Source organism: Legionella impletisoli (assembly GCF_900639875.1).
In the GTDB taxonomy this organism is placed as follows: domain Bacteria; phylum Pseudomonadota; class Gammaproteobacteria; order Legionellales; family Legionellaceae; genus Legionella_A; species Legionella_A impletisoli.
The window spans coordinates 327,237-351,589 of sequence record NZ_CAAAIA010000002.1 but is presented as its reverse complement, the minus strand read 5'-3'; the positions used below and the strand labels follow the sequence as shown (position 1 = coordinate 351,589).

Genomic DNA, 24,353 nt, shown 5'->3' with positions numbered 1-24,353 from the left:
TTCTTTCAGCTTTGGTCATGTATTGTTTATACACTCCTTCATCTCAATCACCCACGCTTTGTCTAAAACTTAATGGGTGACACTATATCTCTTAAGATTTTTTTTCAGGTAGCCAAATGACCAGAAAACTTGCGAGCGCTAAGGCTATTGGAATAATTGACAGAGCTATTTGATAATTCCAAAGAGAATAGACTTTATCCTCACTAAGCTTATCCAGAAAATATCCAATTAATGTCTGGAAAATGGGGGCAGTTAACATGGCTAAAGTATTCGTAAATCCTGTGCACGTTGAAAGAGAATTTTTCGGAGCCAGCTCATTGGCAATCGAAAACGCAAGCATATAAGCTCCGCATGCACTTCCAATAGCAAACATCAATATGCCCATTGTAAAATGGCTTTGAATAGGAGCAAATAAGGTGAATAATAACAAACTTGCGGTGCTCAGGCAGGATGCCAGGATGAGTGGTTTACGCGCGAATTTAACGGATAAATAACCAAATAAAGGGCAGCTGACGCCAGCCCCTAAAAAAAACATCGCTCCTAAAAGACTTGCTGTAGCTAAGTTGATATTCAGTTTCACTTGTAGAAATGGAATGGCCCATAATGCACCGAATACGGTCACAATCGTGAAACTCAAACCAACAAACAATCCATTCGTCCAAGCTCTGGGATTTTTTAAAATGCGAAGCAGCTGACGACCATAATGGGGCATAGGGCCAGAAGGTTTAGGGCTATCGGGGATATAATGCCAGCATAAAAACGAGATGATAAAACCAGCCGATCCAACGGCATAAATAAAATTACGCCATCCCCAAACGGCTAAAAGTTCGCCCATGCTGATCATGCCAGCGACGGTAACAAGAAAGGCTAACGTTTCAGAAAAACCCAATAAAAAAGCAAAATGTTTTAACGGGATATGCTCTCGTAAAATATGAGAATATCCTACAAAAGCAAAAGCAGATCCTGCACCAATCAAAATTCGACCAGTAAATAATCCAAGTAATGTGCTGCTGGAGGCAAAAACAAGGCATCCAATGCCGCATAGTAGGGAATTGATGGTTAATAAGACTCGGGTATTTTTGCGATCAAACAGTATACCAACTGGAATTTGAAAACTGGTATAAACAAAGTATATGGAGCTAGCAAGAAATCCTGCCATCAATGCAGACAAATGCAAGTCACGCATAATCGCGCCAATCACGATTCCAGATGAAAGTTGCAAAAAAAACTGCATCAAAATAAATAAGACGCCAGCTTGCCAAATCATATATTTACGATAAGGGATATTGAATAAATTGGGCATGTTTCAATTAAGCTATTTTATGGATTTTAATTAACATCCCTGCTTGCGGGTGATCAAGATAATAGACCTTATCTTCCTGTAGCCTATGTTTTTGCGACAATACAAAAGAAGTCGAGCGGGTGCGTGGAGCCGAAAATAGAAGTTCCGAGTCCACAAGAAAATAGTTACTGTGGCGAATGCGTAGCGTACCCTCTACGTTCCAGCCACTTTGATCAATTCGAGGTAATACAATAGGCTTTTGATTATTGGCTGGTTGTAACCAAGAGTAGTGTCCTAATACCTGGTATGTGCCTTTGTGGTTTAACGCCCAAAGTTCCTTTCTTAAACCAGAGGATGTGGAGGGCAATAAATGATAGGGTGCTGGACTGCCATCAAAGGCTTGTAATGAAATAGCATGTTGTGGTTCAAGCATAATCGGGGTAGGAAGTTCTTCTGAAACTGCATCTCGTGCATTATGAGTAAATACAATTAAATCGACTTGGTAAAGCTCGGAGGGGCTAGCATGCACTGTCAACGAACATGCTATGCTAAGGATTAAAAGAAGTTGCTTCATAAATGGTAAGCGTAATTTATTTAAATTTTATTATACACATCTAATCCTATTTCTAGAAAGGATCTAGAGAAAGATGATTAAAAAAACAATACAAGCGATTACAAAAAGAATCAAAGACCACATCGAATAGGTGATGTTGGTTTTACTCGTTAGGGGATCTTTAGGTTTTAAATTTAAAAAAGAGCGAATTTTATTGGCCATTTTAACTTTAGTTGACCACATGGAATCATAAGCTGTCGTAATTGGAACGATGGTATCATCTTCAAATTCAAGCGCTACGCGATACATGACACGACCCTTTTGCCCAATAGATTCTTGGATAGTAACTGCTTTGATTTGATCTAGGGGATAGATTTCCTGGTGTTTCTTAAATAAATTCGTACGGACAATATTTAATTGATTCTTTGATTTATCAAATATTAAAGTAATCTTGGCCGGAATAAAGACAAGCAATATCCCAACCACAGGAAAGATTAATACAAACACTTTGACCCAAAACGGTTGAATCGATGGAATATTAAGTGGTTTTGTTGGACACCCAACCAAATAGGCATTAATAGCATTCGTGACCAGTTGAGCTTTTGAGTAACTAGGGGTTGTTGAACTGCTTAGTCGGAGTGATTGCGTTTCACTATGAAGCTCAATATTATAATTCACATTATCTTCTGATCGTTTGCTGATGACAGAGGCGCGCTTTAAATTTCCAAGAGGCGTATCCCTAGCATTTAAAAAGTACTTCTGTGTGGATAAAACACATGTTCTACTTTGCTCATCAAGGCATTGACAATGTATCTGATACGATTGCAACACATTAAAAGCAATTGTCCCACCAATGAGGATAAAAAATAAACCCACTAAGCGGATAAAGTATTGACGTATTACAAGAATCAATTGATTGGTTGAGTTGGTTCGAATTGCCATAGTGATTTTATTGTCGATTTATAGTCATCACTATCGGTAATGACTTCAAAACCTTAAGGTTTTCAGCACCTTTATAATGATTCAGAACCACGGTTACTTAGATCGTACGGTAGAGAAAAAAATTAAGTTCTTATTGATTCATCTTTGCCAAAAAATTAAACTGAATTAATGTCATGGAATTTTATGAGAAGAGTATTCTCATAGGATTTTTTACAAGGATGAAACCATGAAAAGAATTATCCAACGATTTCTTTGTCTTTTCTATTTACTTACGCTTTCCTTTATAAGTGATGCAGCGCATTCACTCAACATACCGAACAAAGATTTGACGATTGATATACAGCCAAGATCACTCTTTATTCCCTTAGACGGCAAAGAACAGTCACTGATTGTGACGAATAAATCCCTAGATGAGGTGGCTTACAATTTAACGCTAGAACTGTCAGGGTCTGACCTTGAACATCAACTCAAAATTATCTCAAACAACTGTACGATATTAAAACCCCAAGCCACTTGTCAATTTTCGCTTAAAGCGATTGGTGAGGCCGTAAAACCTACGTCTATTCAATTAATTGGTGAAAAGATTACCCCAGTTATGGTGGATGTCGTGATTGATAAACTAAAACCAGGCGTTCGTTTTGAAGGTGGAGTTATTTATCAGGTGAATGCTGATGGACGTAGCGGTAAACTATGTTCCATAGAGGACAATCATCATATGTCTTATTGGGGTGGTTATGGATTAGCGCTAAATTCCTTAGATGAAGGAGATGGTTTCTTGAACTCGAAACTGGTTGCTGAGCTATTTGAAGAAGATACAGACTTCGCAGCAGGACTATGCTACTACTATCAAACAGACAGTCTTGGGCAATCTCCTTGTTCAACCTCTAATTGTTATGAGGGTTGGTATCTTCCATCTAAAGAAGAGCTTCGAGAATTATGGGGAAACAGCACTTTGGCAGAAGGGCTAGTTGATGGGTTTAGTCAGGATATATATTGGAGTTCGACAGAGTTTTCAGGCTTACAACCATACTTTGCCTGGGGGATTAACTTTACGAGCGGCAATTTGATTGCTGAGGCAAAAGATCAACCCCATAAAGTGAGGTGTATTCGGCGGTTTAGTATTTAAGGTCAATAGCTTCTAATGCCTCAACATTTTTTCAATAAGCTGTTATAGTCTTTAAGGTCCAGGCACATTAAAAAAAGGACTTGTATTGTTATGGGGCAACGGATTGGTTTTTTCATCGCAGGGTTAATTTACTTATTCTTTTCTTTACCGCTTTTTGCTGCCGTGAATCACGGTGAAGCTGTTGATCCTGAATTTAATATCGTGCGTGCTAATGAGCAATTTGACAAACTCTCAATCAAACTATCCACGGAAAACCTAGATCCAAATACGCTCAATGAAGCCATTGAAGCGCTAAACATATTGGCGAAACAAGCGGAAACATGCGTGCAGAAAACCGATGCGCGCATTAGAGAATTAGACGCGCAAATCAAGCAATTTTTTGGTGAAGATGAAAAAACACCGGGTCGTGTGGATTCAAACTATCTTGAAAATCAACGCGCCGAAGTGGCTGAAAAGCAGGCAAAATGTCGCTTATTTTTAATCCGAGCGAATGAGGCGCTTGATGCCTATCGCACGACGTTTTTATCTTTACAGCAAGCCATTACCTTTACTCGCAGTGAAACCATCATTACCCGGTTACAAGCGTTTCCAAACGATTGGGACAAGCTTCGTATGCCCAAGATGGATGCAGCTAAAGTAGATTCATTGATTGATTTTTTGCCTTATGCATTACCGTTATTTCTATTGGCTTTATTTGTAAGCTGGCGAATCCAAAAACTAATGCATCGAAAATGGCAAAAGCAAATGAGCATATTCCTAAGTAATACAGTTTTGTTATGTTTAGGATTTTTCTTATTGGGACTTTTAATATTAACCCCAACCTTATTTGTAAATGCAGAGGATAACGAATTATTTCATAGTATGGTTGTGGGGTTTCTAGCGTATGTATTTCTCTTTTTCATCTATAAATTTTTATTCACCTTACGAAGGCTTCCTATTCTTTTGCAATGGTACGGATTTGATGTCGTCTTTTTAAGACGTTTGGGGCTCGCGATTATTCTCATTTATTTTGCTCACGCCATTGGACTTGACCTATTGCAATTATTCGATGCATCAGAAAATTTAAACCAGTTATTTGAAGAATTTATGTTGTTGGTTTCTTTATCCGCTATGATCTATTTTACGTTAATTTTATACCATTCACATAGCGCATGGTTTAAAAATCATTTCAGTGGCTCCTTACTGTATAAATTGATTGGTTTTATCGTGGTTTTATTGTTGGTTCTGGACTTTATTGGTTATTCTATATTGGCCATTAATGCGGCTTATATGTTGTTTTCCTTGCTGTTAGTAAGTGCTCTTGGAACCGTATTGTTTTTAGGGATCTCAAATGCATATGCTTTACTCAGTTATAATCCACATTATTTGTTTTATTTAAAGAAATTCTTTGGTTATTCCAAAGAACCGCCTTTTATTGAATTGTTATTATTAAAAATCATCGCCCAAATTATTGTGTTGGTTGGTATGGCGGCCTTATTAGCACAATTGATTGGGGAAGCCAGCTTTTTTATCGACTATTTCTTTGAATATCTCATTGAAGGCTTTCAAGTTGGAAATATGACCATCATACCTTGGCAATGGTTGCTAGGGGTGCTAATTTTTTGCTTGTTATCCTTAGGATCTCGCCATGTTGCTAATAAAATTAGCAAAAGCCAACAATTAACGGAGGAAGAAGAGGAAGAAAAGCAAGTGGCAATTGCCTCCATTATTTTATACGCGGGATTTGCAATTTCTTTTATTGTGGGATTGCTTTTAGCAGGTTTTAGTTTCACGAGCTTAGCCATTATTGCGGGTGCATTGTCTGTCGGAATTGGTTTAGGAATGCAATCGATTGTGAATAACTTTTTCTCCGGACTGATTCTTTTGATTGAAAAACCCATCAAAGCAGGTGATCGCATCAAAATTGATGATATTGAAGGGTTTGTTAAGCGGGTTAGCGTGCGATCTACCCAAATTGTTACCCCTGCCCAAGAAGATATTATTATTCCTAATTCAGATCTCATTACTCATCAAGTGGTTAACTACATGTTTTCTGATAAATATTGGCGAGTTAAATGCGTGCTTGGTGTGGCTTATGGTAGTGATACCGATAAGGTCAGTAACGTGATGATGGACGTAGCCTTAGCTCATCCTGAAGTGATTAAAAAAGCCCCCAATAAACCAATGGTTTTATTTCGCTCCTTTGGGGAAAGTGCTTTAAATTTTGAGCTTTGGTGCTTAATTAAAGATGTGAATCAAAAATATAGAGTGACCAGTGATCTAAACTTTGCTTTAGATAAAGCATGTCGTGAGCAAGGGATAATCATAGCCTTCCCACAACGAGATGTGCACATCAAATTTGATGAGAAAAACTTGCCTTGGAATAATTCAGAAGGCTCCTAAGCTATTGTATGTTCTTTTTACAATCAATCTTCTGTCAATATAGAGCTATACTTTAGGTAGGGTTTGAAAAAAAGTTTTACGTAATGAACTATGATGAAATTTTTGAAAAATCCCCCGAAGGGATGCTTATTTTCGATAACGAAGGCAATATTGTCCTCGCAAATGAATGCTTGTCGCGTTTGCTTCTATATGAGGAACAGGAACTTGTTGGCACTAAGCTTTCTGAATTATTTAATGAAGCCGATGCCAACAAGATTCTTTCAAAATCCCTAAACCTTGCTTTAGAAGATTCAATTACGATTAATTCTGCTATGAGAAAAAAAACAGGAGCCTTGGCTTATACGCAGACCAAGTTCAAACGCATTTCCCCTGAACTTTTGCTAGCGGTTGTACGCGACGTTGCGGTTAATATTGAGATATTACAACAGCTGCAATCCAGTGAAGAAAATTTTCGTCAAATCACAGAACATATTCGTGATGTCTTTTTTTTAAATGATGCCAAAACACGCGAATTTGTCTATATCAGCCCTGGGTATGAAAAGATTTGGCAACGCCCTTTGTCAGAACTCTATGATCAACCAGATTCGTGGTTAAATTTCATTCATCCTGAAGATAGAAAACGAGTTGAAAAACTGTATGCAGAAAAGCAAAAAACAGGCAAATTTAATGCAAAATACCGTATTATTCGCCCAGATGGTAAAACCCGATGCATCCATGCTCGCGTATTTCCTATTTATGATGATGAGGGTAAATTATACCGAATGGCAGGCATTGCCGAAGACATTACCGATGAAATTCAAGCCGTACAAGATCAGCGTCAAGAATCGCACATAGCAGGAAAAAGTATTCACGAGCTCATGGTGGCTATTATTACTGCTTTTGAACAACGTGACCCCTATACCGTGGGACATCAAAACAATGTAGCGTACCTATCGAAAGCGATCGCCAAAGAATTAGACTTTGATACGGAACGACTTAAAGGACTAGAACTTGCTGCCCTTGTGCATGATATTGGAAAAATCGGAATTCCTGCGGAGATCTTAAATAAGCCCACGCAACTAACCGATATAGAATACGAATTGATAAAAACCCATCCTAAAGCTGGGTATGACATCTTAAAAAATATTCAATTTCCATGGCCTGTAGCAGAAATCGTATTAATGCATCATGAGCGATTGGATGGTAGTGGCTATCCACAAGGATTAAAAGGAGATCAAATCCTTTTAGAAGCAAAAATTATTGCTGTTGCTGATTGTTTGGATGAAATGTTGTCATACAGGCCTTATCATCCTTCCTTTGGTCTAAAAGCAGCTATGGATAAATTGCAGCAAGCATCACAACAATTTGATGAAGACATTTTAAAAACGTGTGCTTATCTTTTATTCGAAAAAAAGATAGATCCTTATGTGAGTAAACCAAGTCTTCTAAACGGAAAAGATATTTTTTCTATATCTTAACCTGTTATGGCTTGATTGTAGCAGCTATCTTCGGCTTTGGCCGCAGCATCCATTGGTTTTGAGGCTTCTAGCATGGATGCTGTGCTTTAAAGCCCAGCAGGTAGGGGTTATGCTCATAGCAGGCTTTCGTCATCTCCTAGGGCGAAGGCGTAGGAGTGAACTGTAAACACACCCTAAAATCCACTATTATTTCAATTTTATATTCACGAAAAAGTCCCAAGCTGTCAATAGAAAAAATATAAGGATAATTTATGTTCGAAATGGATGAGTCGATCCCTTTAAAACGCTCATTGAGTCAATTACTAGTAATGTTTTATGGGCTTGGTACCATTCTTGGTGCAGGAATTTACGTGCTAGTCGGTAAGGTGGCAGCAAAAGCGGGAATTTATACTCCTTTTGCGTTTTTACTTGCAGCAGGTATCGCGTTATTCACTGCTGTTTCTTACGCAGAACTTAGCTCTCGTTTTCCCAAAAGCGCTGGCGAAGCCTTTTATGTGCAGCATGCCTTTGCCAAGGCTTGGTTATCTAGGATAGTAGGGTGGATGGTGGTACTGACTGGAGTTGTCTCGGCTGCGGCCATTACCCGAGGTTTTACAGGGTATTTTCAATTGTTTATTCCCCTACCTGATTGGGCTTGTATTTTGTTGTTGGTTCTTGTTATGGGATTTATTGCCATCTGGGGGATAAAAGAGTCAGCTTTTATGGTGATGTTGATCACTCTGATAGAGGTTTTAGGCTTAGTGATTATTATTTATCTTGCCCATGATCAAATCGGTTCTTTGCCCGCCCTATTCGATAAAGCGGAATCTTTTTCGGTCGATGTACTAACAGGCATTGGCGCAGGTGCATTTCTTGCATTTTATTCTTATATCGGATTTGAAGATATGGTCAATGTTGCAGAAGAAATAAAAGATCCAGAACGAAATTTACCTAGGGCTATTTTTTTAGCATTTGGGATTGCAACGGTTCTTTACTTTTTGGTGGCATTGGCCATGCTCTCAACCATGCCATTGCCGATACTGGCGGCCAGTGATGCACCTCTTGCTACTTTTATGAATATGAAAGGGCACTCTTCCCTTGTGATTGGGTTCATTAGTCTGATTGCTATCGTGAATGGAGCTCTAGCACAAGTCATTATGGCATCACGCGTTATGTATGGTATGGCAAAACAAGGAACTGCTCCTCACTATTTAGGCCAAGTTTATGCGAAGACTCAAACTCCAGTTATTGCAACCCTTGTGGTCGTGACTATTATTTTAATTCTTGCTCTAGGGTTTAATATAGAAGGGCTAGCAAAAATAACAAGCCTCATCATCCTCGTGGTTTTTATGTTGATTCATGCCGCATTAATTAAAATTAAAGTACGCCGAGAGGTCGATGTTAAGGCTGCGGCTTACTCCATTGCCTTTCCTATCGTGGGATTGATCACATCATTTTTGTTTTTTATCAGTGCCTTTATTTAACGTAGTTTGATATCAGAAAAATCCAAATTTAACGGATATCGAAGGGACTTATTTTGTACAGGATAACGTACGTTTAGCGCCAGAAAAGTTATAAATACCTTTTCTGGCGAACTCACGTTACTTAGAGGATGTTTCTAATCTCGAATTTGCCCATCGCCTAAAATAACCCATTTATAAGACATTAACGCATCGAGTGCCATAGGGCCTCGAGCGTGAAGCTTTTGAGTGCTGATGCCAATTTCTGCCCCCATTCCAAATTGTCCACCATCTGTGAATGCTGTAGAAGCGTTCACATAAACTGCAGCCGCATCGATTTGTTGGAGAAAATAATCAACCGTTTTTTTATTCTCGGAGATAATGGCTTCGCTGTGCCCTGAAGAATATTTTTTGATATGTAACACCGCATCCGATGCTGAATCAACCGTTTTAATAGCAAGCTTATAGGATAAGAACTCACGGCCAAAATCATTCGGTTTGGCATGGCGCAATAACGAAGCAGGATAAGTTGATTCTAAAATTGAATAACTTGCTTCGTCTGCATAGAGTTTAACTTTTTTTTCTGCTAGTAACTCCACCAGTTTAGGCAAATCGGTCAGTCTATTTTTATGAATAATTAAGGTATCTAACGCATTGCAGACGCTAACTCTTCTTGTTTTTGCATTATTAATAATGAATCGACCTTTTTCTATATCACCCGTTTCATCAAAATATGTATGAACAATGCCTGCTCCGGTTTCGATAACGGGAATTTTTGCATGATCGCGTACAAAGTGAATCAGTTCTTGGCTACCTCGTGGAATGCATACATCTACTACGCCATTGGCTTCAAGCAGCACGTGTGTAGCCTCTCGCTCTGGAGGAAGTAAATAGACTATGCTTGGATCAATTAAATGGGTTTCTAAAACGTCTGTGATAAGGTGAGCTAAACATCGATTGCTATGTATTGCTTCTTTACCGCCTTTTAAAATACAGGCATTTCCTGTTTTAAAACATAGACTAAACACATCAATCGTTACATTGGGTCGCGATTCATAAATTACAGCAATAACGCCTAAAGGAACGGAAACTTGCTGAAGCTTAAGGCCATTATCCAATGTTTTTTCACTAAGAATTTTTCCAACGGTAAATGGCAGGCGCGCCACGTGTTCTACATCGTCAGCTAATGTGTTGATACGTGCTTTATTTAATAAAAGCCGATCAAATTTAGGATCCTCTTCTTTCATTAATGCTAAATCTTTCTGATTCTCTGCAATAATAACGTCAGAAGATTGGCGAAGCTTTTCAGCCAGAGCAAGTAACACCGAACTTCGTTTGGCATCGTCTAAAGCAATGAGTTCCTGGCTCGCTAATTTCGCAGTACGGAGTCGTCTGAGAACTTCCTGTTTCATGTGTCATTCCTACCTTAAAAGATATGTAATTGATCATAATGAATAAAGACAGGCTTTCCTTTTTGACCAATAAATTCGTTTAATCGGGTAGAATCATAACGAGCTATTCCAACCCCTACACGTTCATTGGTTAAACTACAAATGTTAATTAAATCGCCTTTTTTAAACGTCCCGTTGATTTTGACCAAACCAATAGGCAATAGGCTTCTGGTTTGTTGGGTATCTTTCAACAAGCGATAAAGCTCGGCATTAATATAAACTGAAGCATTTTGTCTATCAGCAAAGGCAATCCAGCGTTTGATGTTAGACTTTCGTTTGTTGGGTAAAATGATTGTACCAAGCGATTCTTGATTGACTATCCGTTCAATCACATTGGGTTCTTTTATGCAGGCAATATGCGTTGTGATTCCAAGGCTCGAGATTTTTTTTGCTGTGGCTAATTTACTAAACATCCCTCCGCGGCCATGTATACTTTTGGACATGGAAACTTCAGGCCAAGATTGGTTCGGGTCAATGATAGAAATGAGCTCTGCATCTTTAGAGCCTGGTTCGTCTGTATAGACTCCAGGAACGTTGCTTAAAATAATTAATTTATCTGCTCCAAGTTGCGCTGCAATGAGTCCTGCCAACTCATCGTTATCAGTAAACATCAATTCTTCAATGGCAACGCTGTCATTCTCATTGACGATTGGAATAATGTATTGTTGATTCAAAAGTTCGCGAAATAAGCGGGCGATATTTAAATAATGTTTACGAGTGTGAAAATCTTGCTTGGTTAGGAGCAATTGTGAAACGAGAAGGTTATACGGTTTAAATGCATCGGCAAACAGGCGCATTAATTCAACTTGTCCAAGTGAAGCTAGGGTCTGTTTTTCGCCAATTGAGTGGCCATATTGACGTTCAAGGTGTTCTCGTGCAATTTTTCTACCCGAACTTACCGCACCTGAGCTTACTAGTACCAATTGATGGCCAGCAAGTTGCAAACGAGCCAATTGTGCAACCAGATGATCAATGAGCTGAAAAAAAGGATCACCATCCTGTGATAAAATGCTTTGGGTACCGACTTTAATGATTAACTTCATACGTTACACCAAAAGATTGGTCGGAGTGACAAGAATCGAACTTGCGACCCCTGCCTCCCGAAGGCAGTGCTCTACCAGGCTGAGCTACACTCCGAAATTACAAATTTCCATAGCATTTATGGCTTATTCTGACATCGATACAGGAATGGAAGTGCTAATGATCACGCGATACCGCATAATGCGCAAGATCAACAAGCGCTTCTTTATATACCGAATCAGGTAAAATTTGCAAGGATGTTATGGCTTTATCCACTTCAGCTTCGGCAACTTGGCGTGTGTATTCCAAGGATTTTGCGGATTTAATTGCGCTTAAAATATTGGGCAAGGCTGAAAGATTACCTGTTTTTAGGCTTTCGATAATGAGTGTTTTCTGAACAGGGTCACTATGGTTGATTGCGTGTAGAATCGGCAACGTTGCCTTACCATCGGCTAAATCATCGCCAATGTTTTTCCCTAACGTTTCTGAGTTAGAGGAATAATCCAATGCATCATCAATCAACTGAAAGGCATTACCAAGATGCAATCCATAATTGAATAACCCTTGATATATAGTTTCGTCAGCATCACAAATCATAGGTCCAAGAGCGGCTGATACAGCAAAGAGAAGCGAGGTTTTAGAACGGATGATTTCGAAATACTCGTCTTCACTTAAGCTGGTATTATGGCGGTTGTTCAGCTGTTTGATTTCTCCGCGAGTAATCTCGTAAAAATGTTGAGTCAAGACATCCATGATTTTCAAACTGCCGACTTCCAAGGCTAATTGCATATACTGTATGAAAAGATAATCGCCTACCAGTATGCTGGCTTTACTCCCCCAAATTTCATTTGCGGTTTCCCGGCCACGACGCATAGTAGATTCATCAATGACATCATCATGCAACAAAGTTGCAGTATGAAAAAACTCGATCATAGCTGCAAGTTTAATGTGGTGTTCGCCTTTGTATTTACAGGCATGACAGGCTAACAGCACTAAAAGAGGACGCAGTCGTTTGCCACCGCTTTGCATAAGATGATTCGATAAATCATCAATTAAAGAGACTTCAGATTTAATTTTCTCAATAATGAGCGCATTAACGGCTTCAAAATCTTCACTAACAAGCCTGCGTAAGCGTTGAATCGGCATAGCCCATCCCTAAAAAAAAGATGAGAGCATGCTAAGCGGCCGAGTTCTCCTTGTCAAGATTGACCGATAGGTTCTTCAGTTGACTTAAAAGCTTATTGATCTTTAAAACGGATTCTATTAATAATGAAAAACGCGGGAGGATAAGGAGCACAGCATGCTATTTGATTTGTTTTCCTGGATACATTGCGATGGCGATGTGAATGTCTTGAAAGCGAAGCCTATTGCGATAGCACACATACAGCAAGCGCTCAGTGAAGCAATAGTTTTGCAACAATCCTTACTATCCTCGATGAGAGCTCTGCACTTTTCCCCTGCAAGTTCTGAGCAAGAAAGAGCCAAGGCTAAATCAGCATTCGAAACGAATGTGGCGTATCAACAGTTTCTATCAACCTGTAACCATCATGTAGATACTTTGGCGTTAATCGAGGTGAGCCAATTGGCGCTCACTTATTTAAGCACCCTTGAAGACAAACCTTTAAGACTCGTAAAAACTCAAGCGTTATTTCATTTCTGTTTTAGCGAAGATCAAACTCGTGCTTTAAGCATCTTCCAAACGAATTATAATCAGCTTGATGATGAAGTTCGTGTGGACGTTTTTTTACTGAAATTAGCCACGCAACTGAGACATCAAGCGCATCCGTTAGGGATAACCTCGTTGTTGGCTGATTTTGTAGAGGATACGATTCAATTTACAGCAGCCATATTGTGGTTATTAAAACGAGGTGTGGCTCCTCAGGCAATCTTGTCTTCTGGTCTTATGCATCATTTTTTTGCATATCATATTGCCTATTTAGACTCAGATGAAAGTCCACTCAAACGTTTCTACCATTTGTTAGCTTCTTACCCAGAAGCAGAAGAATTAATTGGTCTAGCTAGAAGAACCACTGCAAGGATGCGTGGCTTTGAGGAATTTTCCTTAACAGGAGATAGAACAGCGGAGTCCTTACTTAAAGAAGAGGTTTGCACCTCATCCATTCGCTTTTCAATTAGTCGTAACAATGCCTTTGCACTGTATAATTTATTTCATACATCGTTCCTTTTAGAAGCCTTGGATGAGGCTCACGCCAATAAAGAATCTTGGAGGATTATTCTTAAGGAACTATTAAACCATGAAGACACTCATGATGTTTTATCCAATTTATTAGATAGGTTGGTAAGAAATGGTCATTACCTGCGGCTTAAAAGAGTAGGGGAACTGTTGGAGGATAGTACAGGAGCGCGACTATTAGAAAAAGACGTGGGCGGCATTTTTCATTTATTGCCTTTTAAACCTTCGTGGTATGAACAAGTAAGCCTTTTTAATATAACGAATTACCTTAAACGGTTAAAAGAAACATCGTACAGTACGGAAGATGTTATCGCCCAATTGGTTTCAATTATTAAAGGCCTACAAAAAACGCATCAATCATCAGCAAACGAGGCTTACCAAGCCTTGGTAAATTTAATCGCTTTAAACCCCGACTATTTAAATGATGCATTGCTATTGAACATGTTAAGGCGTTATCCAGGAAAAGATGGTGTCTTGCAAGAAATCGTTCATCATCTTTCTTTACAATTTGAAGAGTCCTTTGCTGAAATATTAACTCAGGATGCATTTGGGGAGGAGCAATTTTATACCTTAGAGGATACTTGGAAATCAATTTCAAAGCAGTTATCTGTATTAAGTTTAATCGGTACCGTCTCCTCACCTGTTCCCCATGATAAATATGAGTTGTTTACCTATGTAGCTCAAGGACGATTAGCCCATCTATCTGAAAAAATGAATTATAAGGCGCTTGCTTGTGCTTTACGATTAGAGCCAGAGCTCAGTCGCGATTGGGTGAATGAATATGAGCGTTATGTAATTGAATTATTGATCGCCTTAGATCATGAGCCGACGCGCACGCAAATTGTTTCAGAATTGAATTGTAAGTATGGGGCTTGCGCAACATGGATAGGGCATAAATATGGTGGCCGAACACTTTTATCTGCTGCAGCCGAGCAGGGAAATTCAGGCTTATTAAGATGGTTACTAAGTGGCGAAAGACGTTTAACGCTACAAACCAAAGAGTTAACGGCGGCATTACTCCGCTTAGCTCAATTGGGACATTGGCAAGGCGTGGAGGTCATTTTAGAAGTCTGCCCAGAAATTTTAGACAAGAAAATAGAAAAAAGATTGTTATTTCTAGCCGCTGAACAAGATCAACTGGTAATGGTTCATCAGCTCATAGAATTAGGGAAGTTTACTGATAACGTACTGCAATCTGCGTTGGTTAAAGCAGTTGAGGCGGGTCATTCGAAGGTGGCGCATTATTTATTAAACGAAGAAATTCGCCCACCCCGCGCCGTTTCATTTGCAAAGGGATTTAGAAAAGCCTTCTTGGCTGGCTCATGGTTAGATGCGCAATTCTTTGCTTCTTACAAAACCAGTCCCAGCGTGAGGCATGAGGTTCACCAGCTATTAATTCACTCAGTGTTGCATCAAGATAAAGCGGGTATCGAATGTTTATGCGACCTTGAGTGCAATGAGCCGGATCAGCATGACATTGAGCAGGCTTTTGAAGAAGCGGCGAAAATGGGCGAAGTTGAATTACTTGAATTATTTTGTAATTCAACGTATCAGCCAACACTCCCATCGATTGAGCGCGCATTGAATCGTGCAACGAAAAATGGACATGAAGAAGCTGTGCGATTCATTTGCGAGTCTCCAAAAATTCGACCAACCAAAGCGGCTATTGGCACGGCATTCATATTAGCCGCAGGAGCGGGATATTTAGCGATTATACGATATTTATATACGTATGAAGTTAAACCGAGTCGCTCTGCAATTTATCAAGCGTTGAATCAGGCTAAGGCCAATCAGCATCACGAAATGGCAACCTTTTTAAAAAATCCACGGCATTTTGAAGCCCATCAAAGAATCGAATTGGAATCTCCTTTATCTATTGTGGGATTTTTCGCATGTAGACGATCGCAGCAACCCAGAGATGGTTTATCGCCAGTACAAAGAGAAATCATCCCTTCCTCAAGTTAACCGATTTCTATGTTTGCTGAGCGCGCGCTTCTGTGGGATAATTTTTCCTTTGCAAAATCCCACACAGGTGAACATATGGAAGACAATAAAAATAAAGCACTAGCCGCCGCGCTTTCTCAAATAGAGCGACAATTTGGTAAAGGTTCTGTGATGCGCATGGGTGATGGCACGGCAGTGCGTGATATTGAAGCCATTTCAACCGGTTCTTTAGGGTTAGATATCGCACTAGGAATTGGCGGTTTACCGAAAGGCCGTGTGGTGGAAATTTATGGACCTGAGTCCTCGGGTAAAACCACGTTGACCTTACAGGTGATTGCTGAATGTCAGAAAAATGGTGGTACAGCGGCTTTCATTGATGCAGAGCATGCCCTAGATCCAAGCTATGCAGAAAAGCTAGGGGTTAAGGTTGATGAGTTGTTAATCTCACAACCGGATACAGGGGAGCAGGCGCTTGAAATCACCGATATGCTGGTTCGATCAGCAGCGGTTGATGTGGTTATTGTGGATTCGGTTGCGGCATTAACACCCAAAGCTGAAATCGAAGGCGATATGGGCGATGCGCATGTGGGGTTACAAGCCCGTTTGATGTCACAGGCTCTTCGAAAATTAACAGCAAATATCAAGCGCGCGAACACGCTCGTTATTTTCATTAACCAGATCCGGATGAAAATTGGTGTGATGTTTGGCAACCCCGAAACGACTACAGGCGGAAACGCGTTAAAATTTTATGCTTCTGTACGTTTGGATATTCGAAGAACCGGTGCAATCAAAAAAGGCGATGAAATTTTAGGTAACGAAACACAAGTAAAAGTAGTTAAAAATAAAGTAGCGCCACCGTTTAAACGCGCAGAATTTGATATTCTATATAATGAAGGCATATCGCGCGAGAGCGAAATTATTAATTTGGCGACGCAATTAGGATTTATGGAAAAATCTGGTGCTTGGTATAGCTATCAGAATGAAAAGATTGGCCAGGGCAAAGAAAATGTCCGCCAATATCTTAAAGAGCATCCGGAAATTGCTCAAACATTAGAGCAGCAGATACGAGCAGAATTATTAACTAAAAAACCTGTTTCTGCTAAGAACGAACAATTGGATGAGTTCGTTGAGCAAATGGATGATTAAGTGAGCCAGGCGTATGCATGCGCGGTTCGCTTATTAGCTAGACGTGAGCATGGTGCTCACGAGTTGTTCCAAAAGCTTGCGCAAAAAGGTTTCACAAGCATTGAAGCCGATGCTGCTGTGGCTGAGTGCCAACGACTAGGTTTTCAATGCGATGAGCGATTTGCTGAAAGTGTTTGCCGCAATAGGGTTCGACAAGGTTATGGCCCATTGCGCATTGAACAAGAATTAAAACAGCTGCGAATCGATGGTGATGTCATTCAGCAGATATTAAGCCAGGAGCAGCATTCCTGGCTTTTTCATGCTAAAGCAGCGAGAGAGAAGCGGTTTCAAGATGGGGAAAATTTAACTGGGGATGCTATTCAAAAGCAAAAGCGTTTTTTGCTTTATCGTGGTTTTCCGAGTGATGTAATCCACCAGCTGTTTAAACAATCCTTTTGAAATGATTCGAGTTAGCGTTAGTGCTGCTCAAAGAAGTTATAAGACCATGAAAATGAAGAGTTCTGAAATTAGACAAGCATTTATTGATTATTTCGTAAGCCACAATCATCAACTGGTGCCCTCAAGCTCATTAGTGCCGGCAAACGATCCCACCTTGCTCTTTACCAATGCGGGTATGGTTCAATTCAAAGAAACCTTCTTAGGGATTGAATCGCGTCCTTATACTCGGGCAGTCAGTTCGCAGCGCTGCGTGCGTGCGGGTGGAAAGCATAACGATCTTGAGAACGTTGGTTATACAGCCAGGCATCATACCTTTTTTGAAATGCTTGGGAATTTTAGTTTTGGTGATTATTTTAAACGAGAGGCGATTCAGTATGCCTGGGATTTTTTGACTAATGTTTTAAAGATCCCCGCTGATCGATTATGGGTTACGGTTTATCAAGATGATGATGAAGCGGCCAATATTTGGCTAAAGGAAATCGGCGTATCGTCTGAGCGGTTTTCACGTTGTGGCGAGAAAGATAATTTCTGGTCGATGGGGGATACCGGACCTTGTGGTCCTTGCACGGAAGTGTTTTATGATCACGGGGAAGAAATACCAGGCGGTCCCCCAGGTAGTCCTGATGAAGACGGCGATCGCTATATTGAAATCTGGAACTTAGTGTTCATGCAGTACAACCGTGATAAAGAAGGGCATCTTCATCCTTTGCCCAAGCCATCGGTTGATACCGGTATGGGGCTTGAGCGAATTGCTGCGGTGGTCCAAGGGGTTCATAGCAACTATGATATTGATAGTTTTCAACATTTGATTAAAGCCATAGCGAAGATGGCCAACCAATCGGATTTATCGCATCCGTCTCTTAAAGTCATTGCTGATCATATTCGAGCTTGCACTTTTTTAATCGTGGATGGCGTCTTGCCTGGCAATGAAGGTCGTGGTTATGTGCTGCGTCGTATTATCCGACGAGCTGTACGCCATGGACATAAGCTAGGTTTAGAATCCCCATTTTTTTACCGTCTGGTTAGCCCACTCATTGAAGTCATGGGCGATGCTTATCCAGAGCTCAATGACAATAAAACTCAAATTGAAACGGTATTGAAAAAAGAAGAGAATCAATTCGCTCATACGCTAGAGCAAGGGTTAAACCTTTTACAGGAACAAATTAAATTGCTAGAAGGCGAAGTCATTTCAGGAGAGGTAGCATTTAAACTTTATGATACCTATGGATTTCCAGTGGACTTAACTGCGGATATAGCTCGTGAGCATGGGCTTAAAGTGGATATGGATGGCTTTAATCAATGCATGCAACAACAACGATCGCTCTCACAACAAGCGAGTCAATTTCAAGCCGACTACGATACACCTGCCAATTTAACTGAAACCTCTGAGTTTAAAGGGTATGAACTTCACACATTACAGAGTTCAGTGAAAGCAATTCTCGTTGATGGGAAGAAGGTTGAAACATTATCTGCAGGGGATAAAGGTATGATTATTTTACAAGATACACCTTTTTATGCGGAAAGCGGGGGTCAAGTCGGTGATCGAGGCTGGTTATTAGCGGATGATGCGGAATTTGAAGTCTGTGATACACAAAAAAAAGGCCAGGCCATTCTTCATTACGGTCAATTGATTAAAGGAACCTTGAAGGTGAATCAAACCGTTGAAGCTGCTGTAGATTCAGAGCGTCGTGATGCCATTCGACTTAACCACACAGCAACCCATTTGTTACACGCCGCTTTAAAAGAAGTGGTTGGAGCGCACGTGCAACAAAAAGGTTCTTTAGTAGATGCTCTGCGTGCACGTTTTGATTTTTCGCATTTTGAGGCTTTAACCGCTGAGCAAATTCAAGCGATAGAAACCTTGGTCAATGACAAAATTCGAGAAAACGAGGCCGTGGTCACAGAATTGATGTCTATAGATGAGGCTAAAAAATCAGGTGCGGTTGCGCTTTTTGGCGAAAAATACGCAGATGATGTGCGTGTTTTAACAGTGGGCGATTTTTCAAAAGAACTGTGTGGTGGGACACATGCAAGCCGTACAGGTGATATTGGATTATTTAAGATAACCTCTGAATATGGCATAGCCAGTGGTGTTCGCCGTATTGAAATGGTTACTGGAAATTATGCTTTGCAATGGGTGAATCAGACAATGACGCTTTTTAATCATATGGTCGATTTACTGAAAGCAACGCCAACAACAGCTGAGGGTAAACTCACCCAGCTTATCCAAGAGACAAAGCAGCAAGAAAAAGAATTAGCCCGGTTACAAGCTAAATTAGCGACTCAATCGGGTAAGTCACTTGAAAGCGAAGTGCAAAAGATTGGAGAAATAAATTTATTGGTTAAACAATTAGACCAAGCGGATAATCAGTCCTTAAGAGCTGCGTTGGATCACCTTAAATCCACTTTAGAAAAAGCTGTTATGGTGCTATACACTACGGATGATGGAAAAATGAGTGTGATTGCAGGCGTCAGTAAAGAGCTATTAGGCAAGGTTTCACCAGCACCAGAATATGTCAAATTATTATGTGGCAAAGGCGGTGGTCGACCCGATATGGCACAGGGCGGAGGCCCGATACCGGATGATTTAAACGAAAGACTCGCAGAAATCCCGAATTTGCTTAAAGATCATTAGCAATTCCTGATGCTTTGGAATTATTCATAACTCTGCGTGCTGGACCTTACGTGACCCGATTTAGTCGGGTCATCTAGGCCTGAACAAGTCAGGCCAAGTAGTGGATTGAGTTCTATTTAAACTATTTCTAATTTAGCCGATAATAGGTTAGGGAAGTTTCCTAATCATACCCAACGTCATTAAATGAGGCGATTAACATGGCATTGCTTGTGCAAAAATTTGGTGGTACATCGGTTGCTACCCAGGCTCACATCAATCACGCCGCTGACATTGTTGCTAAAGCCAAGCATGCCGGCCATGATGTGGTTGTGGTGGTTTCTGCCATGAGTGGAGAAACGGATAAATTAATTAATTTAGCGCATCAAATGAGTGAAAGCCCTGATCCTCGTGAATATGCGGTTCTCGTTTCTACTGGCGAGCAAGTTTCGATTGCATTAATGGCGATGGCCTTGATTAATCGAGGTATCCAAGCTCGTTCGTACACAGGAGGCCAAGCTCGTATCCTAACGTCTGGGCAGTATAAAAAAGCGCGTATTGAGGCCATTGATACCCAGCCTATTTTAGAAGATTTAAAGCAAGGAAACGTGGTGGTGGTGGCTGGATTTCAAGGTGTTGATAAAGACGGCAATATTACGACCTTAGGTCGTGGCGGTTCGGATACCACAGCCGTGGCTCTTGCGGCTGCGTTAAAAGCAGATGAATGCCAAATCTATACCGATGTGGATGGGGTGTATACAACTGATCCTAGAGTGGTGCCAGAAGCCCAGCGTCTTGATCAAGTCACCTTTGAAGAAATGCTTGAATTATCCAGCCTGGGTGCCAAAGTGTTACAAATTCGCTCGGTTGAGTTTGCTGGTAAGTTTAAGGTCCCGTTACGCGTTTTATCCTCTTCTAAAGAAGGGCCAGGTACGTTGATTACTTCTGAAAAAGAGGCACGCATGGAATCGTTTGCAATTACTGGTATTGCCTTTAGTCGCAATGAAGCCAAAATTTGCTTAAACGGTATTCCAGATGGCCCAGGCGTTGCTTCGAGCCTGCTGGCGGAATTAAGTACCATTGGCGTGAGTGTGGATATGATTTTGCAGCACAGCCCGATTGATAGCTTGGCTGATTTTAGTTTTACGGTTCATCAGGATGAATATAAACCGACTTACAAGTTGTTAAGTAAACTCGCGACAAAATTGAATGCTAAAGGAGTAAAGGGATTCGAACATTTGGCAAAACTATCTTTGGTGGGAGCGGGTTTAAAAAGTCACCCTGAAGTAGCCCCCATGATGTTTAAAGTATTAGCCGATCAAGACATTAACATTCAACTCATTACATCTTCAGAGATTAAGCTCTCTGTGATTATCGATGAATCGAGGCTTGATGATGGAGTCCGAGCATTACATCAAGCATTTCATCTAGAAGCACAAGCTATGGATGAGTCGCGTAAAATGGCTATTTAATTAATATCATAATAGGCAACGTCCCTGATTAATATAGAAAGTTTGAATAAGGTGACCATGTTGTGCGACTTACAAAGCCAAGAGCAAGAAGCCATATGCTTGTTAGCGGGATTAATATATTGGCCAGAATTCTGATGTAAAGATCCTAGCTGAAAGATTTTGACTATAATTAGGTATATTCAATTAAAAAAACAGGGACGATATGATTGAATTACTGAATTTATTTTTATTAATCATTATTGTTGGCGTGGTACTTTGGCTGATTAATGCCTTTATACCCATGGCAGCAGGCTTTAAAACCATACTGAATTTATTGGCTCTCATTTTAATTATTCTTTATATTTTACAGTTTTTTGGATTAATCCAGCCAATTTTTCCAACAATTCACTTCATTCGTTAGAGTCCCTACTTAACCGTATTAGCCTGCTACGGTTAAGCTGATGTCGAATCGAAGCAGATTGTTAAGCGTCAAATAATTGTCATTTACTCATCATAATGTTAAGCGTGTATGGCTTCTTTTCAATTTTCAACCGATTAATTTTGTTCTAAGTTGGCATGAAATGTGCATTAATTCTTGTAACCTAATTTTACAGGAGTTAGGCATTATGTCAGATATAGATACAGAAATATCGAGTCATTTTTTAAGTCCTCAAGGGATTTTAAACCAGTGTCCACAAAAAATAATCGCCCTTTCATCAGGTAAAGGGGGGGTGGGTAAAAGCGTCATCGCTTTGAACCTTGCGATAGCCTTAGATGAACTCGATAAAAAAGTGCTTTTATTCGATGGTGATTTAAGATTGCCAAGCATTGATATGCTGCTTGGCAAATCAGGTCCATTTAACTTAAATCATGTACTTAAAGGAGTATGTTCTCTAGAAGAGAGTATTCTGAAAGGACCGGGTGGATTAGATATTATTTCAGCTGCTTATCAAGAACATCTCATAACATCATTATCCACCAGAGAACAATCAGCCCTGGTCTACTCCATCCATAAACTATTTAATAGGTGGAATTATCTTATTATTGATACTCCCGCTGGATTGTCAGAGGAAACACTAGGATTAGCCCGTTATGCAGAAGATATGATTTTAGTGGTATGTAATGAACCGACTTCAGTAGCAGCAACCTATACGCTCATAAAGTTAATGAATGAACGTTATGACCTTAATGATTTTCATATTCTTGCCAACATGGTCCAAGATGAGGAGGAAGGGGAAAGGGTATTTAATAAATTAGTATCCATCTCCGATCAATTTTTAGAGATCCGGTTGAATTTTTTAGGATCAATTCCTTTTCAAAGCTCCGTTCGATGTGCTATTAAAATGCAACAGCCATTTCTATCACGTTATCCTAAATCCAAGTCCGCTAAAGCAATATCCTCAATTGCTGCAAAAATCAATTCACGGTTTCTTGAAGATGCAAATCATGGCGAGTGGCTACGAGAGCAAATGAGAAGCATTTGACGGGAAGCGTTTATGCCATTATATATTTAATATAAATGACCTTAAAGCATTCAAAACTATCGGAAGTATTTCTGTTTTTGGAGAGTCATTTATCATAATCCCGTTTGATTAAGCATTCGCTAACATCAACGGACTTAAAATAATAATAAGGAGCAGGTCGTGGATGATGCGTTGGCTTCAGATGGCAATAGGGATCGAATGGCGCATGATGCTTTAATCAAATCTCATGCCAAAATGGTGAAACGAATTGCCCATCATTTACTAGGGCGTTTGCCCCCCTCTGTTCAATTGGACGATCTCTTGCAAGCAGGCATGTTAGGATTATTAGAAGCCGTTCGTAATTACGATGAAACCAAGGGTGCTTCGTTTGAAACCTATGCAGGAATTCGTATTCGTGGACATATGTTAGATGAAGTGCGCAGAAATGACTGGGTACCGCGGTCGGTGTATCGAAATGCACGGTTAATTTCAGCGGCGGTTCGCGAAGTTGAAAATCGACTGGGTCGTGATGCAAAAGATCATGAAGTAGCCGGTGAGTTAGGGGTGAGCCTTAAAGAATATCACGACATGCTGAATGATTCAGCAGGCGGACATCTGTATGGATTTGATGATTTAGGTGTTACGGATGATAGTTTAAAAGATGAATATCGCGATGCTTCGAACGAACCGCACATCAATGCGCTAAACTCTGATAGGACATCGCAACTCGCTCAAATTATCAATGGGTTACCCAAAAATGAAAAATTAGTTTTATCCTTGTACTATGAGCAAGATTTAAATTTAAAAGAAATCGGAGAAGTACTCGGAGTAAGCGAATCCAGGGTTTCTCAAATACACTCTCAGGCAACTCATCGCATTAAATCGCGTTTGCCCGAATTGTGACAAGAGCTTTCTCTGCGCCATTTCGGAGCCATCACTTTTCAATCGCAATTAATCTAAGCTGAAACTGAATATTTCGGGAGGGTATATGGATTTTAGCGTTTTAAAAACATCTAATTTGTACAATTTTAGCTATAATTAATGTACTACCCATGGATGAGTACTTAAATGAAATATTTAATCATGATTATATTATCGCTAGCCTCTATGTCGTTAATGGCTGTTGAAGTGGTGACCCTCAACAACGAGGCAGAAAATGGTTGTTCCCAAGCTCAAACAAATAACTGCGTCACATCGTGTTGTGTGGTAGATTCACCTATGTCTGAACTCACAGACTGCACTGAATTATGTAAAAATCCCAAAGTATGCGCTGTAATGCCATTAACTTGCGAGCCTCCGTCACCTTAATCGATGCAAAGAAAAGTCCAGAGAAAAGACCTTCTAATCATTGATAAGAATTTTTTTCATGCAGGCTCTGCTTGTAAGTCTAAGGCTTACAAGCAATTAATTGACTTTAAAATTTTTTCACTTGTAGTTTCAACTCGCATGATGAC

At 40.1% G+C, this 24,353-nt stretch carries 18 protein-coding genes and 1 tRNA gene; 12 read left to right on the top strand and 7 right to left on the bottom strand.

Annotated elements, in window-relative coordinates; genetic code table 11:
- Positions 1-91: 91 nt before the first annotated feature.
- The 3 genes from E1O41_RS03825 to E1O41_RS03815 all read right to left on the bottom strand — a co-directional run bounded on the left by E1O41_RS03825 (position 92) and on the right by E1O41_RS03815 (position 2,777).
- Positions 92-1,303 (bottom strand): MFS transporter, encoded by a 1,212-nt coding sequence (locus E1O41_RS03825; RefSeq protein ID WP_131775984.1) that lies wholly within the window; start codon positions 1,301-1,303, stop codon positions 92-94.
- A gap of 7 nt (positions 1,304-1,310) precedes the next feature.
- Complete coding sequence (locus tag E1O41_RS03820; protein WP_131775983.1) at positions 1,311-1,856, bottom strand: CsiV family protein; 546 nt, start codon at positions 1,854-1,856, stop codon at positions 1,311-1,313.
- A 63-nt stretch (positions 1,857-1,919) separates the two neighbouring features.
- Positions 1,920-2,777: a hypothetical protein gene (locus E1O41_RS03815; protein ID WP_131775982.1), complete on the bottom strand. Its 858-nt coding sequence runs from the start codon at positions 2,775-2,777 to the stop codon at positions 1,920-1,922.
- Positions 2,778-3,003: 226 nt separating this feature from the next.
- On the opposite strand from E1O41_RS03815, the gene E1O41_RS11835 reads away from it, so the two are divergent.
- The 4 genes from E1O41_RS11835 (at position 3,004) to E1O41_RS03795 (ending at position 9,205) form a co-directional block, all read left to right on the top strand.
- The gene (locus E1O41_RS11835) at positions 3,004-3,903 is read left to right on the top strand and encodes an Lcl domain-containing protein (RefSeq protein ID WP_207384502.1); all 900 of its coding nucleotides are present in this window, start codon (positions 3,004-3,006) and stop codon (positions 3,901-3,903) included.
- A 90-nt stretch (positions 3,904-3,993) separates the two neighbouring features.
- The gene (locus E1O41_RS03805) at positions 3,994-6,285 is read left to right on the top strand and encodes a mechanosensitive ion channel family protein (RefSeq protein ID WP_131775981.1); all 2,292 of its coding nucleotides are present in this window, start codon (positions 3,994-3,996) and stop codon (positions 6,283-6,285) included.
- A gap of 83 nt (positions 6,286-6,368) precedes the next feature.
- Positions 6,369-7,742, top strand: coding sequence for an HD domain-containing phosphohydrolase (locus E1O41_RS03800; RefSeq protein WP_131775980.1), 1,374 nt, complete (start codon positions 6,369-6,371; stop codon positions 7,740-7,742).
- A 251-nt stretch (positions 7,743-7,993) separates the two neighbouring features.
- Positions 7,994-9,205, top strand: coding sequence for an APC family permease (locus tag E1O41_RS03795; RefSeq protein ID WP_229669310.1), 1,212 nt, complete (start codon positions 7,994-7,996; stop codon positions 9,203-9,205).
- A gap of 134 nt (positions 9,206-9,339) precedes the next feature.
- On the opposite strand, the gene E1O41_RS03790 is transcribed toward E1O41_RS03795, so the two are convergent.
- The 4 genes from E1O41_RS03790 to E1O41_RS03775 all read right to left on the bottom strand — a co-directional run bounded on the left by E1O41_RS03790 (position 9,340) and on the right by E1O41_RS03775 (position 12,798).
- Positions 9,340-10,593 (bottom strand): glutamate-5-semialdehyde dehydrogenase, encoded by a 1,254-nt coding sequence (locus E1O41_RS03790; protein ID WP_131775979.1) that lies wholly within the window; start codon positions 10,591-10,593, stop codon positions 9,340-9,342.
- Between the two features lie 14 nt (positions 10,594-10,607).
- A complete protein-coding gene (proB, locus tag E1O41_RS03785) occupies positions 10,608-11,675 on the bottom strand; it encodes a glutamate 5-kinase (RefSeq protein WP_131775978.1) in 1,068 nt (355 codons plus the stop codon).
- Between the two features lie 17 nt (positions 11,676-11,692).
- Positions 11,693-11,769: transfer RNA gene (locus E1O41_RS03780), tRNA-Pro, on the bottom strand.
- A 60-nt stretch (positions 11,770-11,829) separates the two neighbouring features.
- Positions 11,830-12,798, bottom strand: coding sequence for a polyprenyl synthetase family protein (locus E1O41_RS03775; RefSeq protein ID WP_131775977.1), 969 nt, complete (start codon positions 12,796-12,798; stop codon positions 11,830-11,832).
- A gap of 154 nt (positions 12,799-12,952) precedes the next feature.
- On the opposite strand from E1O41_RS03775, the gene E1O41_RS03770 reads away from it, so the two are divergent.
- The 8 genes from E1O41_RS03770 (at position 12,953) to E1O41_RS03735 (ending at position 23,802) form a co-directional block, all read left to right on the top strand.
- On the top strand, positions 12,953-15,811 hold the full coding sequence (locus E1O41_RS03770; RefSeq protein ID WP_131775976.1) for an ankyrin repeat domain-containing protein: 2,859 nt from the start codon (positions 12,953-12,955) through the stop codon (positions 15,809-15,811).
- Between the two features lie 75 nt (positions 15,812-15,886).
- Complete coding sequence (gene recA / locus E1O41_RS03765; protein ID WP_131775975.1) at positions 15,887-16,936, top strand: recombinase RecA; 1,050 nt, start codon at positions 15,887-15,889, stop codon at positions 16,934-16,936.
- Positions 16,937-17,374 (top strand): recombination regulator RecX, encoded by a 438-nt coding sequence (recX, locus tag E1O41_RS03760; RefSeq protein WP_131775974.1) that lies wholly within the window; start codon positions 16,937-16,939, stop codon positions 17,372-17,374.
- Positions 17,375-17,426: 52 nt separating this feature from the next.
- On the top strand, positions 17,427-20,009 hold the full coding sequence (gene alaS, locus E1O41_RS03755) for an alanine--tRNA ligase (protein WP_131776032.1): 2,583 nt from the start codon (positions 17,427-17,429) through the stop codon (positions 20,007-20,009).
- Between the two features lie 197 nt (positions 20,010-20,206).
- Complete coding sequence (locus tag E1O41_RS03750; RefSeq protein WP_131775973.1) at positions 20,207-21,457, top strand: aspartate kinase; 1,251 nt, start codon at positions 20,207-20,209, stop codon at positions 21,455-21,457.
- Positions 21,458-21,659: 202 nt separating this feature from the next.
- Positions 21,660-21,857 carry a Thivi_2564 family membrane protein gene (locus tag E1O41_RS03745; RefSeq protein WP_131775972.1) on the top strand — a complete coding sequence of 66 codons (198 nt, stop codon included), beginning with the start codon at positions 21,660-21,662 and terminating at the stop codon, positions 21,855-21,857.
- 205 nt (positions 21,858-22,062) lie between these two features.
- Positions 22,063-22,920, top strand: a complete 858-nt coding sequence (locus tag E1O41_RS03740; RefSeq protein ID WP_165481095.1) for a P-loop NTPase — start codon at positions 22,063-22,065, stop codon at positions 22,918-22,920.
- Between the two features lie 198 nt (positions 22,921-23,118).
- Positions 23,119-23,802 (top strand): RNA polymerase sigma factor FliA, encoded by a 684-nt coding sequence (locus E1O41_RS03735; RefSeq protein WP_131776031.1) that lies wholly within the window; start codon positions 23,119-23,121, stop codon positions 23,800-23,802.
- The last annotated feature ends 551 nt before the right edge of the window (positions 23,803-24,353 follow it).

Bases quoted from the DNA above. Each gene is read 5' to 3' on its own strand.
- E1O41_RS03825 (WP_131775984.1), bottom strand. From the start codon at position 1,303: ATGCCCAATTTATTCAATATCCCTTATCGTAAATATATGATTTGGCAA.
- E1O41_RS03820 (WP_131775983.1), bottom strand. From the start codon at position 1,856: ATGAAGCAACTTCTTTTAATCCTTAGCATAGCATGTTCGTTGACAGTG.
- E1O41_RS03815 (WP_131775982.1), bottom strand. From the start codon at position 2,777: ATGGCAATTCGAACCAACTCAACCAATCAATTGATTCTTGTAATACGT.
- E1O41_RS11835 (WP_207384502.1), top strand. From the start codon at position 3,004: ATGAAAAGAATTATCCAACGATTTCTTTGTCTTTTCTATTTACTTACG.
- E1O41_RS03805 (WP_131775981.1), top strand. From the start codon at position 3,994: ATGGGGCAACGGATTGGTTTTTTCATCGCAGGGTTAATTTACTTATTC.
- E1O41_RS03800 (WP_131775980.1), top strand. From the start codon at position 6,369: ATGAACTATGATGAAATTTTTGAAAAATCCCCCGAAGGGATGCTTATT.
- E1O41_RS03795 (WP_229669310.1), top strand. From the start codon at position 7,994: ATGTTCGAAATGGATGAGTCGATCCCTTTAAAACGCTCATTGAGTCAA.
- E1O41_RS03790 (WP_131775979.1), bottom strand. From the start codon at position 10,593: ATGAAACAGGAAGTTCTCAGACGACTCCGTACTGCGAAATTAGCGAGC.
- proB (WP_131775978.1), bottom strand. From the start codon at position 11,675: ATGAAGTTAATCATTAAAGTCGGTACCCAAAGCATTTTATCACAGGAT.
- E1O41_RS03775 (WP_131775977.1), bottom strand. From the start codon at position 12,798: ATGCCGATTCAACGCTTACGCAGGCTTGTTAGTGAAGATTTTGAAGCC.
- E1O41_RS03770 (WP_131775976.1), top strand. From the start codon at position 12,953: ATGCTATTTGATTTGTTTTCCTGGATACATTGCGATGGCGATGTGAAT.
- recA (WP_131775975.1), top strand. From the start codon at position 15,887: ATGGAAGACAATAAAAATAAAGCACTAGCCGCCGCGCTTTCTCAAATA.
- alaS (WP_131776032.1), top strand. From the start codon at position 17,427: ATGAAGAGTTCTGAAATTAGACAAGCATTTATTGATTATTTCGTAAGC.
- E1O41_RS03750 (WP_131775973.1), top strand. From the start codon at position 20,207: ATGGCATTGCTTGTGCAAAAATTTGGTGGTACATCGGTTGCTACCCAG.
- E1O41_RS03745 (WP_131775972.1), top strand. From the start codon at position 21,660: ATGATTGAATTACTGAATTTATTTTTATTAATCATTATTGTTGGCGTG.
- E1O41_RS03740 (WP_165481095.1), top strand. From the start codon at position 22,063: ATGTCAGATATAGATACAGAAATATCGAGTCATTTTTTAAGTCCTCAA.
- E1O41_RS03735 (WP_131776031.1), top strand. From the start codon at position 23,119: ATGGCGCATGATGCTTTAATCAAATCTCATGCCAAAATGGTGAAACGA.